Source organism: Azospirillum sp. A1-3, assembly GCF_023806445.1.
In the GTDB taxonomy this organism is placed as follows: Bacteria; Pseudomonadota; Alphaproteobacteria; order Azospirillales; family Azospirillaceae; genus Azospirillum.
Genome location: NZ_JAMSLU010000001.1, coordinates 2,348,822 through 2,361,937 on the forward strand (window position 1 = coordinate 2,348,822; position 13,116 = coordinate 2,361,937).

A 13,116-nucleotide genomic window follows, 5' to 3' on the forward strand; every position below is an offset into this window, starting at 1 on the left:
GCCAGCACGCCCGCGGGTTCCGCCTTCCCGGAACAAAGTTCGCGCGCCCAACAGATACCATGAGCGACTATCTTTGACGATAACCTTCGCCGATCGGCATCAGGTCGCCCGCGCCGCCGCCCGCGCCCGCCTTGTGCCGGCGACATGGAGCAGCCCGTAACCGACCAGCGCCGAGGCGAGCGAGCCGGTCAGCACGCCCAGCCGCACCGCCACCGCATGCTCCGGGTCGGCGAAGGCCAGCGTCCCGATGAACAGGCTCATGGTGAAACCGATGCCGGTCAGAACGGCGACGCCGTAGACCTGACCCCAGCTGGCCCGCGCCGGCCGCTCGACCACGCCGATATGCACGGCGATCCACACGGCGAGGAACACGCCCACCTGCTTGCCCACGAACAGGCCGAGCGCGATGCCCAGCGGCACCGGCTCCAGCAGGCTGGCGGGGGTGATGCCGTCCAGCGGCACGCCGGCGTTGGCCAGAGCGAAGACCGGCATGATGAGGAAGGCGACCCACGGGTGCAGCGCATGCTCCAGGCAATAGAGCGGCGCATCCTCCGCCCGCTTGCCGTCGGGACCCTTGACCCGCAGCGGAATGGCGAAGGCCAGCACCACACCGGCCAGCGTGGCGTGGATGCCCGATTTCAGCACGCACACCCACAGCACCAGCCCCAGCAGCAGATAGGGCGTCAGCGAACGCACCCCGGCCCGGTTCAGCAGCCACAGCCCGACGGCCGATGCCGCCGCCAGCCCCAGCGCCATCGGCACCAGCCCGTGGCTGTAGAAGACGGCGATGATCACGATGGCGCCCAGATCGTCCATGATCGCCAGCGCCAGCAGGAAGACGCGCAGGCTGCCCGGCACGCGGTTGCCCAGCAGGGCCAGCACGCCGAGAGCGAAGGCGATGTCGGTGGCCGCCGGGATCGCCCAGCCCTGCAGGGCACCCGGTTCGGCCTGGGCGAACAGGCAATAGACCAGCGCCGGCACCGCCATGCCGCCCAGCGCGGCGATGCCCGGCAGCATCGCCTTGGCCGGGCTGGACAATTCGCCCTCCAGCACCTCGCGCTTGATCTCCAGCCCGACCAGCAGGAAGAAGATCGCCATCAGCCCGTCGTTGATCCACAGGATCAGCGGCTTGTCCAAACCGACGCCCCCTGCCGTCACCGCCAGTTTCGTTGCCAGGATCGTGTCGTACAGCGGGGCCGCCGGCGAGTTCGCCCACAACAGGGCGAGCACCGCCGCAATCATCAGGACCACGCCGCTGGCGCTTTCGGTTTTCAGGAAGGTGGCGAGGCGTCCAAGCGTCATCGCGTCTCGTCTTTCCGGTCTGTTGGTCGAAAGGAACAAATGGCACCGTCAGGCTTCCGTTGGAAGACACGGATGTCGAAAAAATGCGTACGCCAACGATCGGCAGAGCATCGCGGCGAATTGACGCGCACGTGCATCTAAGCTGCTGCTGCTGCTCCGAATTTTGACGCCGAATACTTGAGGCCGGTCGGGCTTATGTCTTTTGATCGCTGGCGATGTCTGAGGGCAGCCGACACAATTCACCCAACAGCATCAGCAGAGCCGAAGGGCGATCACCTGCAAGGCGATCACCGCAAGGCTCGGGGCAGGCCGGCAAACGGCCGCCCGTTCCGGAGGAAACGACCATGACCACGCTTTATTGCGCCTGCTGCGGCAGGCCCTTCGTCCGCACGTCCGCCCGCGGTCCGGCGCCCTTCTATTGCTCCCAGGATTGCCGGCTTCAGATGGCGGTCCGCCGGCGCGCCTGGAACGGCAGGACGGCCACCCGGCAGACCGTCGAGCGGCACGAGGTGGAGCCGGCCCCCTTCGGCCGCCTCCCCGCCACGGCGGGCGGACCGCGGGCCGCAGCCTCCTGGAGGTGAAACGCACCGCCCCCGGATCAGCGGCAAGGCGGCGTCAAGACGGGGGAAGAATGGCGGAAAAATGGAACTGGTCCCTCTTGCAGCGGACCGCGGCCGACCTCATGTGGTCGCGGTCACGCTGGTGCCCTGCGGTGCCGGCGTGCAGCCTGTCGACTGCACCCATTTGACCGCCGGAGCCCCGCCCCTTCATGCTCGACCTTCTCGCCGACCCGAATGTCTGGGCCAGCCTTCTGACGTTGACCGCGTTGGAGATCGTGCTGGGCATCGACAACATCATCTTCATCTCGATCATGGCGTCGAAGCTGCCGCCCGAACGGCAGCACAGCGCGCGCCGCGTCGGCCTGGCGCTGGCGCTGCTGACCCGCCTGGCGCTGCTGGCCTCCATCGCCTGGGTGGCGCAGCTGACCCAGCCGCTGTTCACCGTCGCCGGCTGGGACGTGTCGGGCCGCGACCTGATCCTGATCCTGGGCGGCCTGTTCCTGCTGGCCAAGGGCACGCTGGAGATCCACCACACCGTCGAAGGCCATGAGGAGAGCGGGTCGGCACCCAAGCACGCCACCTTCACCTCGGTGGTCGTCCAGATCATGTTCCTGGACATCGTCTTCTCGCTCGACAGCGTCATCACCGCCGTCGGCATGTCCGACCATCTGCCGGTGATGATCGCCGCCGTCGTCATCGCCATGGCGGTGATGCTGTTCGCCTCCGGCCCGGTCGGCGACTTCGTCAACCGTCACACCACGGTGAAGATGCTGGCGCTGTCCTTCCTGCTGCTGGTCGGCGTGGCGCTGGTGGCGGACGGCCTGGGCTTCCACATTCCCAAGGGCTACCTGTACTTCGCCATCGCCTTCTCCGCCCTGGTGGAGGCGCTGAACCTGTTGGCCCGGCGCAAGCAGAGCGCGGGGCACTGACGGCAAAGAGGGGGCGGCAAAGAGGGGGCGCCCTTCCCGGCGCCCCCCTTCCCGCTCACGCCCCGGCGCGGTCGGCCATCATGTGCTCGTAGGCGACCTTGAACAGGTCGCGGATCGACACGATGCCGACCGCGCGCTTGCCCTGGGTGATGGGCAGGTGGCGGTAATGCTTGTCGTGCATCAGCTTCAGCGCGTCGACCGCGTCGGCATCGGGCGGCAGGCTGTCGGGGTTGCGGGTCATCACCGTCCCCACCTCCACCGCTGACGGGTCGAGATCCTTGGACAGCACCTTGTTGTTCAGGTCGCGTTCGGTGACGATGCCGATCAGGGCGCCGTGATCGACCACCAGAACCGCGCCGATGTTCTTTTCGGCCATCATCTTCGACACGGTGGCGACGGAGGTATCCTCCGGCACCAGGATCAGCTCCTGCGACTTCACGACGTCCGGAACCAGCTTGCGTTTCATGACTTCCCCGAGGATCTAGTTGTTGCGGACCAGACTGTAGCCAAAGCGGACGATCGGGGAGAACAACGGCATCGCAGCAGAAGCGGCGCCGATTGTCGCAGGCATACCTTACGAATACTTACGAAGCTTTTGGAACCGAAGCATTGGGCGTCGCCATGGCCGATCCCGCCGATGCCTGCCGCCCGGCGATCACCATGCCCAGCACCAGCAGCAGCGTGCCCAGCACCACCGCGGCGGCGGCCCCCAGCAGCGCGGCGTTGAAGCTGCCGGTGCGCGTCACCACCAGCCCGGCCGGCAGCGGCCCGATGATCTGCCCCAGCCCATAGGCGGCGGTCAGCGCCCCTACCACCCGCGCCGATGCCCCGGCCGACAGCTGGCGCCCCAGCGCGAAGGCCTGCGACACGATCCCGACGAAGGTGCCGCCGAACAGCAGGGCCGAGACCACCGACGCGGTGGGCGATCCGGTCATCGGCAGCAGGATGGCCACCGTCTGCGTCAGATGCGCCAGGATCAGCGACCACCAGCTGTTGGTGCGCCGGGCGACCGCAGCCCAGAACACCCCGGCGCCCATCGCCCCAATGCCGACGACCATCCAGGCGGCCTCGCCCACCGCGGCGGTGCCGGGATCGGTCTTCAGGATCGACACCAGGAAGGTGGCCGACACGATGTAGCCGCCACCTTCCAGGAAGTAGGCGACCGTCAGCAGCAGCAGCGGCGCCGACAGTCCGCCCGCCCGCGCCGGGGCGGCCCCCTCCGCCTTGGCGACCGCCGCATGGCTTTGCGGCGCCGGATCGCGCACCCAGAGGCCGGGCATCAGCCCCAGCACGGCACAGATCGCCCCCAAGGCCAGCCAGTCGCCATCCCAGCCCAGCCGTCCGCCGAACAGCGCGACGAACAGGCCGGAGGAGGCGATGCCCACCCCGATCCCGGTATAGAGCCAGCCGGCCAGCCGCTCCCCGCCGCCGCGGGTCAGCGTGTCCAGCACCATGGCGATGCCCAGGATGAAGATGCCGGCGCTCGACACCCCCGACAGGAAGCGCAGGACCAGCCAGACCGGCATCGCCTGCCCGGCATCCCCCAGATCGAGCCCCATCGCCGCGGTGGTGGCAACGCTGACCAGCAGCGACAGTCGGAACACGGCGGTCCGGATGCCCCCGTGCGGCACCAGACCGGCCCCCAGCGCCCCGACGAAATAGCCCAGATAGTTCAGCGAGGCGAGCAGACCCGCCCCGTCGGCCCTCAGCCCGGTGGCCTCCTGCATCGCCGGCAGGATCGGGGTGAAGGCGAAGCGCGCGACACCCATTGCGATGGCAAGCCCGATCAGGCCGCCAACCAGCACCCGAACCATGATCCACGCCCCCTCGGTGTTCGGCCGGCTCGTTGAAACAGGAACTGTTCGGAAAAACGAACCGTTCGGCCGGCCGATTGATTTGCAGTTCATCATGGCCGCGGCACTGCCCTCATTTCCAATGAATTGTTCTGATGATAAGCTCCACTTTCAGTGATGGGTGCCATGCATTGGCGGTTGGGGAGATGGTGCGATGGATCTGGCCGGTTTGCGGGTGGTGAAGGCGGTGGCCGACACCGGCAGCGTCAGCCGGGCGGCGGAGGCGCTGAACTGCGTGCAGTCCAACGTCACCGCGCGGATCAAGCGGCTGGAGGAGGATTTGGGCGTCGACCTGTTCCTGCGCCTCAGCCGCGGGATGGAGCCGACGCCGGCCGGCCGGGTACTCAGCGGCTATGCCGACCGGGTGCTGCGGCTGGTCGCCCAGGCCCGCGACGCGGTGGCGGAGGCGGCCGGGCGCGGCGGCCGGCTGGCGGTGGGCAGCATGGAATCGACCGCCGCGGTGCGGTTGCCGCCGATCCTGGCCCGTTTCCACCGCGACCATCCCGACGTGGAGCTGACCATCACTCCCGGCCCGACCGAGACCCTGCTGGGCGACGTGCTGGCCGGACGGCTCGACGGCGCCTTCGTCGGCGGCGAGGTGGCCCATCCCGACCTGATCGCCCGGCGCATCTTCGACGAGGAGCTGGTGCTGGCCGAACCGGCCGCCGGGCTGACCACCGACTCCGCCCGCCGCACCCTGATCGCCTTCGGTCGGGCCTGCGCCTATCGCGGCCGGGCGGAGATGGCGATGCGCGAGGCCGGACGCGTGCCCTTCCGCGTCATGGAGTTCGGGGCGCTGGACGCCATCCTGGGCTGCGTCGGCGCCGGCATGGGGGTGACCGTCATCCCGCGCTCCGTCGTGGAGCGCGATCCCTGGCGCGAGTTGCTGGTCGCCCGGCCGCTGCCGCAAGCGCTGGGCCGCATGCCGACGCAGTTCGTGCGCCGCACCGATGCCATCGAGACCGCCAGCCTGCGCGCCTTCCTGGACGCCTTCTCCGGGGACACCGCTTCCGTTGTCCATTCGAAAAAGGCCGCCACGGGTGCGACAGGGTCGCCCACATCACGCGCAGGGTTGAACGGCTCGTCTGCGGCATGCTAGGCAGGCGCGGGTTGGCCATCCGGCCCGTTGCCATGCGCGTGCCCATTCCTGCCGGCACCGCCGGCCGGAACAGCGGAGAAGAATCATGCCCTACGTCGTCACCGACGGCTGCATCAAGTGCAAGTACACCGACTGCGTCGAAGTCTGCCCCGTGGATTGCTTCTACGAGGGTGAGAACATGCTGGTCATCCACCCGGACGAGTGCATCGACTGCGGCGTGTGCGAGCCGGAATGCCCGGCCGAAGCGATCGTTCCCGATACCGACGACCGCGCGACCAAGTGGCTGGAGATGAACCGCGACTATTCCGGCCAGTGGCCGAACATCACCCGCAAGAAAGACGCGCCGCCCGACGCCGACGAGTTCAAGGGCGTCGACGGCAAGTTCGAGAAGTACTTCTCCCCGAAGGCGGGCGGCTGAGGCCGGACCAGCGGATGCGGCCCGGCCATTCCGAGTCGGGCTGCATCAACCGATTGATCCCGCCGATGTTGCTATGCAAAATCGACGGGGCGGCCATGGCCGGGCGATGAACGATTTCCGCCCGGTAGATTGCGCGTTCCCTTTGTAACTCGGGCGTAACATCGCTATAATGCGCGACCGGAGCCGGCCTCCGCGCCATTGCCGGTTTTCCCTATGTTCCAGGACCTGTGGCTTTTGTGATCGTCGTGGATGGGTCCCATCCCCACGGCGCCATAACTGTCCGGGGTCCTTTTTCGTCCCTTCCACCGGGACGGCAAAATGGCGTGATCGCGAGAAGTGAGAGCCAATCCAAATGTCGAACAAGCTTGACTTCGAAGCCGGTGACTTCGTCGTTTATCCGGCTCATGGCGTCGGTCGGGTCGAAGGGATCGAGACCCACAGCATCGCCGGACTCGAGGTTCAACTCTACGCGATCACGTTCGAGAAAGAGCGCATGACGCTCAAGGTTCCCGTCACCAAGGCCCGCAACGCCGGCCTGCGCCGCCTGTCCTCCAAGGACCGCATCAAGGTCGCGCTGGAGACGCTGCAGGGCCGGTCGCGCGTCCGCCGCACCATGTGGAGCCGCCGCGCCCAGGAGTATGAGGCCAAGATCAACTCCGGCGATCCGGTGTCCATCGCCGAGGTGGTGCGCGACCTGTACCGCGGCGCCGACCAGTCCGACCAGTCCTACAGTGAGCGCCAGATCTATCAGGCCGCCCTGGAGCGTCTGGCCCGCGAACTGGCCGCCGTCGAGAAGATCGACGAGACCAAGGCGACGGAGCGTCTGGAGTCGGTGCTGTCCAAGGCGGCCTGATTCCAGGGCCTGGGTTCCAGGCTCCTCCTATACGTCCGTGACACGAACGGGCGCGCGGCTGCTACGTCACGCCGCGCGCCCGTCTCGTTTTTCGCCTTTGTTTCCGTGGCATGACACGCCTAAACTCCCGCCGCCTTCCGGCAGACGCCGCCGGAACGACTTCGCGACCGATGTCGAAGGGAATCCAGTTTGGGTCTGCCGCCGCGCCTTGCTCTTCCCAACCGTCAGGCCAGCCGTCATGCCGCGAGCATCGTCGGCGCCGTCGAGGATGGCAGCCGTTTCGCCTCGCTCGGCCGGCCGCGCCGCGTCTGGGCCATTGGCGCCATCCATGCGCAACCCGACCGGCTGGATTTGATCCATCACGCCATCGGTCAGCGATTCCGCCCCGGCGACCGGCTGGTCTATCTCGGCAACATGATCGGCTTCGGCGACCGGGTGGTGGAGACCATCGACCGGCTGCTGGCCTTCCGCATCGCCCTGCTGGCGATGCCGGGCATGATCGCGTCGGACATCGTCTATCTGCGCGGCCAGCAGGAGGAGATGTGGCAGAAGTTGCTGCAACTCCATTTCGCTCCCGATCCCCGCACCGTGCTGGACTGGATGCTGCGCCAGGGCGTGGCGCCGACGCTGGCCGCCTATGGCGGCAATCTGGATGCCGGCATGGCGGGGGCGCGCGGCGGTGCGGTGATGCTGGGCCGCTGGACGCGCGAGCTGCGGCAGGCGGTGGCCGCAAGGCCGGGGCATGAACAGCTGTTCAACGCCCTGCGCCGCGCCGCCTACACCGGCGGGACCGCGAATGACACTGCTGCGAATGAAGGGGCCGCGAATGACGGGGCACCTGATGGGGCCTCCGACGGCGATGGCTGGACCGGCACCAGCCGGGGGGGCGGAAGCCTGCTGCTGGTCAATTCCGGCATCGATCCCCGGCGCCCGCTGACCGGCCAGGGCGACGCCTTCTGGTGGGGCAGCGCCGGCTTCGCGCGGCTGGAGCAACCCTATGGCGGCTTCAATCGTCTGGTGCGCGGCTACGATCCCGGCTGGACGCCGGAAAGCCCCGGTGTGGATGTCGGACCGGTGACGGTGACGCTGGACGGCGGCTGCGGCCGTGGTGGTCACCTCGTTTGCGCCTGTTTCGATTCTTTCGGCGAGATGCTGGACCTTTTCCAAGCGTGACCCATCCTTAGGTCCAGCCTGACCCTTCAGCCCGCCCGCCCCTTTCCTTCGTACAGGTCCGGCAGTCCTTCCGGCAGCCGCCTCATGGGCCGCCGGCAAAAATCCTCCGTCCCTTGTGATCCGTTCCCCCTACACCTGCGTATGATTCCGCAACAGGGCGCGCTCATGCTTGTTGTCTAACCCGACGGCATCGACCGGGGGCAGGCGGCAAGCGGCGAAGACCCGGTAGTACGGGGATATGCGAAGGAACACGATGCCGCCCAGACGGGAAGGAAGGGACGGATGGCATACATCGACGATCCGGAGACTCAGCGTGCTAATCTGAGCTTCATCAAGGCATCCATGCGCGAACCGTTGCTGTCGCGCGACCATGAATTCGACCTTGCCCGAAAATGGCGCGAGGGCCATGACGAACGGGCGCTGCATCAACTGGTCCGGGCCTATACCCGTCTGGTGGTGGCAACCGCGTCGCGCTTCCGCAATTACGGCCTGCCGATGGGCGATCTCGTCCAGGAAGGCAATGTCGGCCTGATGCAGGCGGCCAGCCGCTTCGAACCCGACCGCGAGGTGCGTTTCTCCACCTACGCCGCCTGGTGGATCCGCTCGGCCATGCAGGACTACATCCTGCGCAACTGGTCGATCGTGCGGACCGGCACCACCGCCGCGCAGAAATCCCTGTTCTTCAACCTGCGCCGCCTGCGCGCCAAGATCGACAGCGCCACCCAGAACGGCAGCGGCGCGCGCCTGACCAAGGAAGGCCGCGAGTGGATCGCCGGCGAACTGCAGGTCGAGGTGTCGGAGGTCGAGGCGATGGAGATGCGCCTGTCCGGCTCCGACCAGTCGCTGAACACGCCGGTGGCCGACGGCTCCGACGACGACTGGCAGGATTTCCTGGCCGACCAGCGCCCCTCACCCGAGGACGTGGTGATCGGCATGCGCGACGCCAACACCCGTTCGCAATGGCTGGCGGAGGCGTTGGGCGAACTGAGCCCGCGCGAACGCACCATCATCCGCGAACGCCGCCTGCGCGAAGAAGGCGCCACGCTGGAGGAGTTGGGTCGCGAACTGGGCGTCAGCAAGGAGCGCGTGCGCCAGCTGGAGCATCGGGCGCTGCTGAAGCTGCGGCAGTCGATGCTGAAGCGGGTCGAGGATTCCGACGACCTGCTGGCGGAGGCGTGAGGTTCAAGCGTCGCTTGCCCCCACCCCAGCCCTCCCCCGCTGGGCGGGGGAGGGAGCCAGGACCCTTGTTAAAGGGCGGCGGAGTTCCCTCTCCCGCCCAGCGGGGGAGGGTTAGGGTGGGGGTCTAACGTCCCCACCCCGTCACACCATCAATGCCGGAAGTGCCGCATTCCGGTCAGCACCATCGCCAGACCCTTCTCGTCCGCGGCGGCGATCACGTCGGCGTCGCGGATCGAGCCGCCCGGCTGGATCACCGCGGTCACACCCGCTTCCGCCGCGGCCAGCAGGCCGTCGGCAAACGGGAAGAAGGCATCCGACGCAACCACCGACCCCTTGGTCAGCGGCTCCGACAAGCCGGCGGCCTTGGCGGCTTCGGCCGACTTGATGGCGGCGATGCGGGCCGAATCGACACGGCTCATCTGGCCGGCGCCGACGCCGACCGTGGCGCCGTTCTTGGCGTAGACGATGGCGTTCGACTTGACGTGCTTGGCGACGCGGAAGGCGAACAGCAGGTCGGCCAGTTCCTGTTCGGTCGGCGCGCGCTTGGTCACGACCTTCAGCTCGGCCGGGTTGACGCGGCCGCTGTCGCGGTTCTGCAGCAGGAAGCCGCCCGACAGCTGCTTGATCATCATGCCGGGCTCGGCCGGGTTCGGCACGTCCTTGGTCAGCAGCACGCGCAGGTTCTTCTTGGTCGCCAGCAGCGCGCGGGCGGCCTCGTCGGCATCCGGGGCGATCACCACCTCGGCGAACAGCTTGGAGATCTCCTCGGCCGTCTCGGCGTCCAGGCTGCGGTTGACGGCGATGATGCCGCCGAAGGCGCTGACCGGATCGCACAGCAGGGCCGACTTGTAGGCCTCCAGCAGGTTGGCGCCTTGCGCCACGCCGCAGGGATTGGCGTGCTTGATGATGGCGACGGCCGGCTGCTCGAACTCCGCCACCAGCTCGAAGGCGGCATCGGTGTCGTTCAGGTTGTTGTAGGACAGCTCCTTGCCCTGCAGCTGGACGGCGGTGGCGACGCCCGGACGCTTCTCGCCGGTGACGTAGAAGGCCGCCTGCTGGTGCGGGTTCTCGCCATAGCGCAGGGTCTGGGCCAGCGATCCCGACAGGGTGGTGCGCGGCGGGAAGGTCTCGCCCAACTGGCCGGCCAGCCAGGTGGAGATGGCGGCGTCATAGGCGGCGGTGCGGGCATAGGCACGCTGGGCGAGCCGGCGGCGCAGGGCCAGCGTGACGCAGCCGTCATGGGTCGCCAGCTCGTCCAGCACCGCCTCGTAGTCGGACGGCTCGGTGACGATGGCGACGAAGTCGTGGTTTTTGGCGGCGGCGCGGATCATCGCCGGCCCGCCGATGTCGATGTTCTCGACGCAGTCGTCATAGGCCGCGCCCTTGGCGACCGTCGCCTCGAACGGGTAGAGGTTGACCACCACCAGATCGATGCCGGGGATGTCGTGCTGGGCCATCGCGTCGGCATGGATGTCGCGGCGGGCCAGGATGCCGCCATGGACGCGCGGGTGCAGCGTCTTGACGCGGCCGTCCATGATCTCCGGGAAGCCGGTGTGGTCGGAGACCTCCTTGACCGGGACGCCGGCCTCGGCCAGACGCTGGGCCGAACCGCCGGTCGACAGGATCTCGACGCCGCGGGCGGCGAGCGCCTTGCCCAGCTCCACCAGACCGGCCTTGTCGGACACGGAGATCAGGGCGCGGGTGATGCGGACCTTGTCGGGGGCGGGGGCATGGTTGGCTTTGGGCGGGCTCATGGCGTCATCCTGATCGCTGCGGGTGGTGCGTTTGGCCGCAGGCAACCGGGGAGACCCGGACAAGCACGGAAGAAGAAAAGCACGGACGGCCACGGAAATGCTGCTCAGCCGTGCTTATCCCCGTCCGCCCGCACATTGCCGGTCCGGCCGGACATGGATAAGCACGGCGTGACGAGTCCCGTGGTCGTCCGTGCCCCAAATCCCGTGTTCATCCGTGTTTCCACGCCCCTTCCGAAAGGAATAGGCCCGGCCACCGCGGATGGGCGGGATTTACGCCGCCTTGCGCTCGCGGCGCAAGGCCCATTTCACCGTCAGCCCTTCGGGGCCGCATTGTCCCTGCATCATGATCTGCCGGGTGCGGCGCGGCTCGTCCCCGCTGCCGAGATAGACGCTCTCCGCCACCTCCAGCACGGCGCCGGTCACCCGCATCCGCCAGGCATTGCCGCTGGGCAGGCGCAGAAGCACCTGATCGTTGCCCCCATTACCCTGTGCTTGAACGGGAACGACCTGCACGTTGGGATGCAGGTGGAAGCGGATGGCGTAGGGCTGCGGCTGCGGCGTGGCGCCGATCACCGGCTCCAGCGTGTCCTCGCCGCGCAGGTCCTCGCCATTGTCGGCCAGATAGACGCGGCGGCGGTGCAGCAGGCCAAAGCCCTTGCTGTAGCCGTTGTGGCTGGCGACAACCAGCATGGCGCCGTCGGATTCCTGCCGCTCGCAGCTGACATTCGTCGGCCGGCGGCCCAGCCCGCCCTTCTCCAGCACTTCCGACGAGTTGGTGTCGGCGACCACCATGGTCGAATGGGCGGACGTCCCGGCCAGCGCCGCGCGCCAGGGGCCGCGCTGGGACGGGTGGCTGCCGCAATTGACGATCAGCCGCTCCTTGTTAACGGAGACCTCCATTGACAGGGTGCCGGCATGGGCGGTGCGGTCCAGCCCGGCCGGCGGCGGCGCGCCGGTGTCGAGCAGCACCAGCGTGCGCCCGGCGAGCAGCCGCTCGAACCCGGTGTGCGGCGCGCTTTTCAGCGGACGGCCGCGGGCGTCGGCCTGGGCCAGCACCGTGTCGATCAGCGCCGGTTCCTCCTCCCGCCCGCCGTTGAACAGGGCAAGCCCGCCATCGACATGACGGAAGAAGCGCAGGGCCGGCGTCATGCGGTCGATGGCGTGCTGGAGGCTTTCCGGCACCTCCTCCCGGGCGACGCGCAGCACGGCGCGCATGTCGATCAGTTCGCGCAGAACCCGCATCTGGATCGACGGGTTGCGCTCCACATGGCCGCCGTCGGGCAGGATCTGGCGCGGCAGTTCCTTGTCGAGCAGGCGCAGCGCCTCGCGCGCCGCCTTGTCCTGGTCGGGCAGGCAATAGCCGCCATAGAGCAGGCCCTTGATGGCGCCGATCAGACGCTCGCCGTCCAGCTTGGCCGGCGCCACCCGCAGCAGGTGGCGCAACTGGCGGGCCATGCTCTCGAACACGCGGGCTCGGAACTCGTCGTCGGCGGACGCGCAGTAGAAGTCATGCAGGCCGATCCAGCTGGCCAGCCGCACACCCAGCACGTCAGGCGCCCAGCTCTGCCCGTGCCAGCCGCCATTCTGGTCCAGCCACGACCACACCAGCACCCGCGCCCGGCGCCGCGCGGTGTCGCCGCCGACCGCCCGCAGGTCGCGCAGCCATTCGAAGCCATGGGCGGCGCGCAGCCAGCCGGCGCTGGCGCCCTGGGGCCGCCAATTGGGCGCACCGTTGGGATCAACCATGATCGGCTGCCCGGCGAAGTTCATCCGCCCGGCCAGCATGGCGTTGCCGTTCTCGGTGTCGCCGGGCCAGGGATCGGGCGGGATCACCGCCAGCGCCCCCGGCGCCTTGCCGCCCAGCATCAGGGCGTAGAGGGGATTCCCATAGGCAAGGCGCGCCATGCCGCTGCGAAACCGTCCGTTCCCGTCGCCCATCTGCGCCGACTCCTTCAGGACCGCGAGCGGCGTCGGCGGCCGGCGGAGGGTGATAATG

At 68.4% G+C, this 13,116-nt stretch carries 12 protein-coding genes; 7 read left to right on the forward strand and 5 right to left on the reverse strand.

Annotated features, from left to right (window positions below):
* Positions 1-99: 99 nt before the first annotated feature.
* On the reverse strand, positions 100-1,302 hold the full coding sequence (nhaA, locus tag M5E06_RS11275; RefSeq protein WP_252138224.1) for a Na+/H+ antiporter NhaA: 1,203 nt from the start codon (positions 1,300-1,302) through the stop codon (positions 100-102).
* A gap of 344 nt (positions 1,303-1,646) precedes the next feature.
* Here nhaA and M5E06_RS11280 point away from each other — a divergent pair, with 344 nt between their 5' ends.
* Both M5E06_RS11280 and M5E06_RS11285 read left to right on the forward strand, forming a co-directional pair.
* The gene (locus tag M5E06_RS11280) at positions 1,647-1,883 is read left to right on the forward strand and encodes a hypothetical protein (protein WP_252138225.1); all 237 of its coding nucleotides are present in this window, start codon (positions 1,647-1,649) and stop codon (positions 1,881-1,883) included.
* Positions 1,884-2,071: 188 nt separating this feature from the next.
* Positions 2,072-2,791: a TerC family protein gene (locus M5E06_RS11285; protein WP_252138226.1), complete on the forward strand. Its 720-nt coding sequence runs from the start codon at positions 2,072-2,074 to the stop codon at positions 2,789-2,791.
* 55 nt (positions 2,792-2,846) lie between these two features.
* Here the strand turns inward: M5E06_RS11285 and M5E06_RS11290 are convergent, their stop codons facing one another.
* Positions 2,847-3,257: a CBS domain-containing protein gene (locus M5E06_RS11290; protein WP_252138227.1), complete on the reverse strand. Its 411-nt coding sequence runs from the start codon at positions 3,255-3,257 to the stop codon at positions 2,847-2,849.
* Between the two features lie 118 nt (positions 3,258-3,375).
* Positions 3,376-4,605 (reverse strand): YbfB/YjiJ family MFS transporter, encoded by a 1,230-nt coding sequence (locus M5E06_RS11295; protein WP_252138228.1) that lies wholly within the window; start codon positions 4,603-4,605, stop codon positions 3,376-3,378.
* A 193-nt stretch (positions 4,606-4,798) separates the two neighbouring features.
* Between M5E06_RS11295 and M5E06_RS11300 the strand changes: the two genes are divergently transcribed.
* From M5E06_RS11300 to M5E06_RS11320, 5 genes are all read left to right on the forward strand, one after another.
* Positions 4,799-5,743: a LysR family transcriptional regulator gene (locus M5E06_RS11300; protein ID WP_252138229.1), complete on the forward strand. Its 945-nt coding sequence runs from the start codon at positions 4,799-4,801 to the stop codon at positions 5,741-5,743.
* 85 nt (positions 5,744-5,828) lie between these two features.
* Positions 5,829-6,161 (forward strand): ferredoxin FdxA, encoded by a 333-nt coding sequence (gene fdxA, locus M5E06_RS11305; RefSeq protein WP_085090756.1) that lies wholly within the window; start codon positions 5,829-5,831, stop codon positions 6,159-6,161.
* A gap of 352 nt (positions 6,162-6,513) precedes the next feature.
* The gene (locus M5E06_RS11310; RefSeq protein ID WP_014248912.1) at positions 6,514-7,014 is read left to right on the forward strand and encodes a CarD family transcriptional regulator; all 501 of its coding nucleotides are present in this window, start codon (positions 6,514-6,516) and stop codon (positions 7,012-7,014) included.
* Between the two features lie 189 nt (positions 7,015-7,203).
* A complete protein-coding gene (locus M5E06_RS11315; protein ID WP_252138230.1) occupies positions 7,204-8,187 on the forward strand; it encodes a metallophosphoesterase family protein in 984 nt (327 codons plus the stop codon).
* Positions 8,188-8,469: 282 nt separating this feature from the next.
* The gene (locus tag M5E06_RS11320) at positions 8,470-9,366 is read left to right on the forward strand and encodes an RNA polymerase factor sigma-32 (protein WP_109152257.1); all 897 of its coding nucleotides are present in this window, start codon (positions 8,470-8,472) and stop codon (positions 9,364-9,366) included.
* 149 nt (positions 9,367-9,515) lie between these two features.
* Here M5E06_RS11320 and purH read toward each other — a convergent pair whose 3' ends face one another.
* Together purH and M5E06_RS11330 are read right to left on the reverse strand one after the other, a co-directional pair.
* On the reverse strand, positions 9,516-11,120 hold the full coding sequence (gene purH / locus M5E06_RS11325) for a bifunctional phosphoribosylaminoimidazolecarboxamide formyltransferase/IMP cyclohydrolase (RefSeq protein WP_109155175.1): 1,605 nt from the start codon (positions 11,118-11,120) through the stop codon (positions 9,516-9,518).
* Positions 11,121-11,390: 270 nt separating this feature from the next.
* Positions 11,391-13,058 (reverse strand): heparinase II/III family protein, encoded by a 1,668-nt coding sequence (locus tag M5E06_RS11330; protein WP_252138231.1) that lies wholly within the window; start codon positions 13,056-13,058, stop codon positions 11,391-11,393.
* Positions 13,059-13,116: the final 58 nt, after the last annotated feature.

Bases quoted from the DNA above. Each gene is read 5' to 3' on its own strand.
- M5E06_RS11285 (WP_252138226.1), top strand. From the start codon at position 2,072: ATGCTCGACCTTCTCGCCGACCCGAATGTCTGGGCCAGCCTTCTGACG.
- M5E06_RS11290 (WP_252138227.1), bottom strand. From the start codon at position 3,257: ATGAAACGCAAGCTGGTTCCGGACGTCGTGAAGTCGCAGGAGCTGATC.
- fdxA (WP_085090756.1), top strand. From the start codon at position 5,829: ATGCCCTACGTCGTCACCGACGGCTGCATCAAGTGCAAGTACACCGAC.
- M5E06_RS11310 (WP_014248912.1), top strand. From the start codon at position 6,514: ATGTCGAACAAGCTTGACTTCGAAGCCGGTGACTTCGTCGTTTATCCG.
- purH (WP_109155175.1), bottom strand. From the start codon at position 11,120: ATGAGCCCGCCCAAAGCCAACCATGCCCCCGCCCCCGACAAGGTCCGC.
- M5E06_RS11295 (WP_252138228.1), bottom strand. From the start codon at position 4,605: ATGGTTCGGGTGCTGGTTGGCGGCCTGATCGGGCTTGCCATCGCAATG.
- M5E06_RS11280 (WP_252138225.1), top strand. From the start codon at position 1,647: ATGACCACGCTTTATTGCGCCTGCTGCGGCAGGCCCTTCGTCCGCACG.
- M5E06_RS11320 (WP_109152257.1), top strand. From the start codon at position 8,470: ATGGCATACATCGACGATCCGGAGACTCAGCGTGCTAATCTGAGCTTC.
- nhaA (WP_252138224.1), bottom strand. From the start codon at position 1,302: ATGACGCTTGGACGCCTCGCCACCTTCCTGAAAACCGAAAGCGCCAGC.
- M5E06_RS11330 (WP_252138231.1), bottom strand. From the start codon at position 13,058: ATGGGCGACGGGAACGGACGGTTTCGCAGCGGCATGGCGCGCCTTGCC.
- M5E06_RS11300 (WP_252138229.1), top strand. From the start codon at position 4,799: ATGGATCTGGCCGGTTTGCGGGTGGTGAAGGCGGTGGCCGACACCGGC.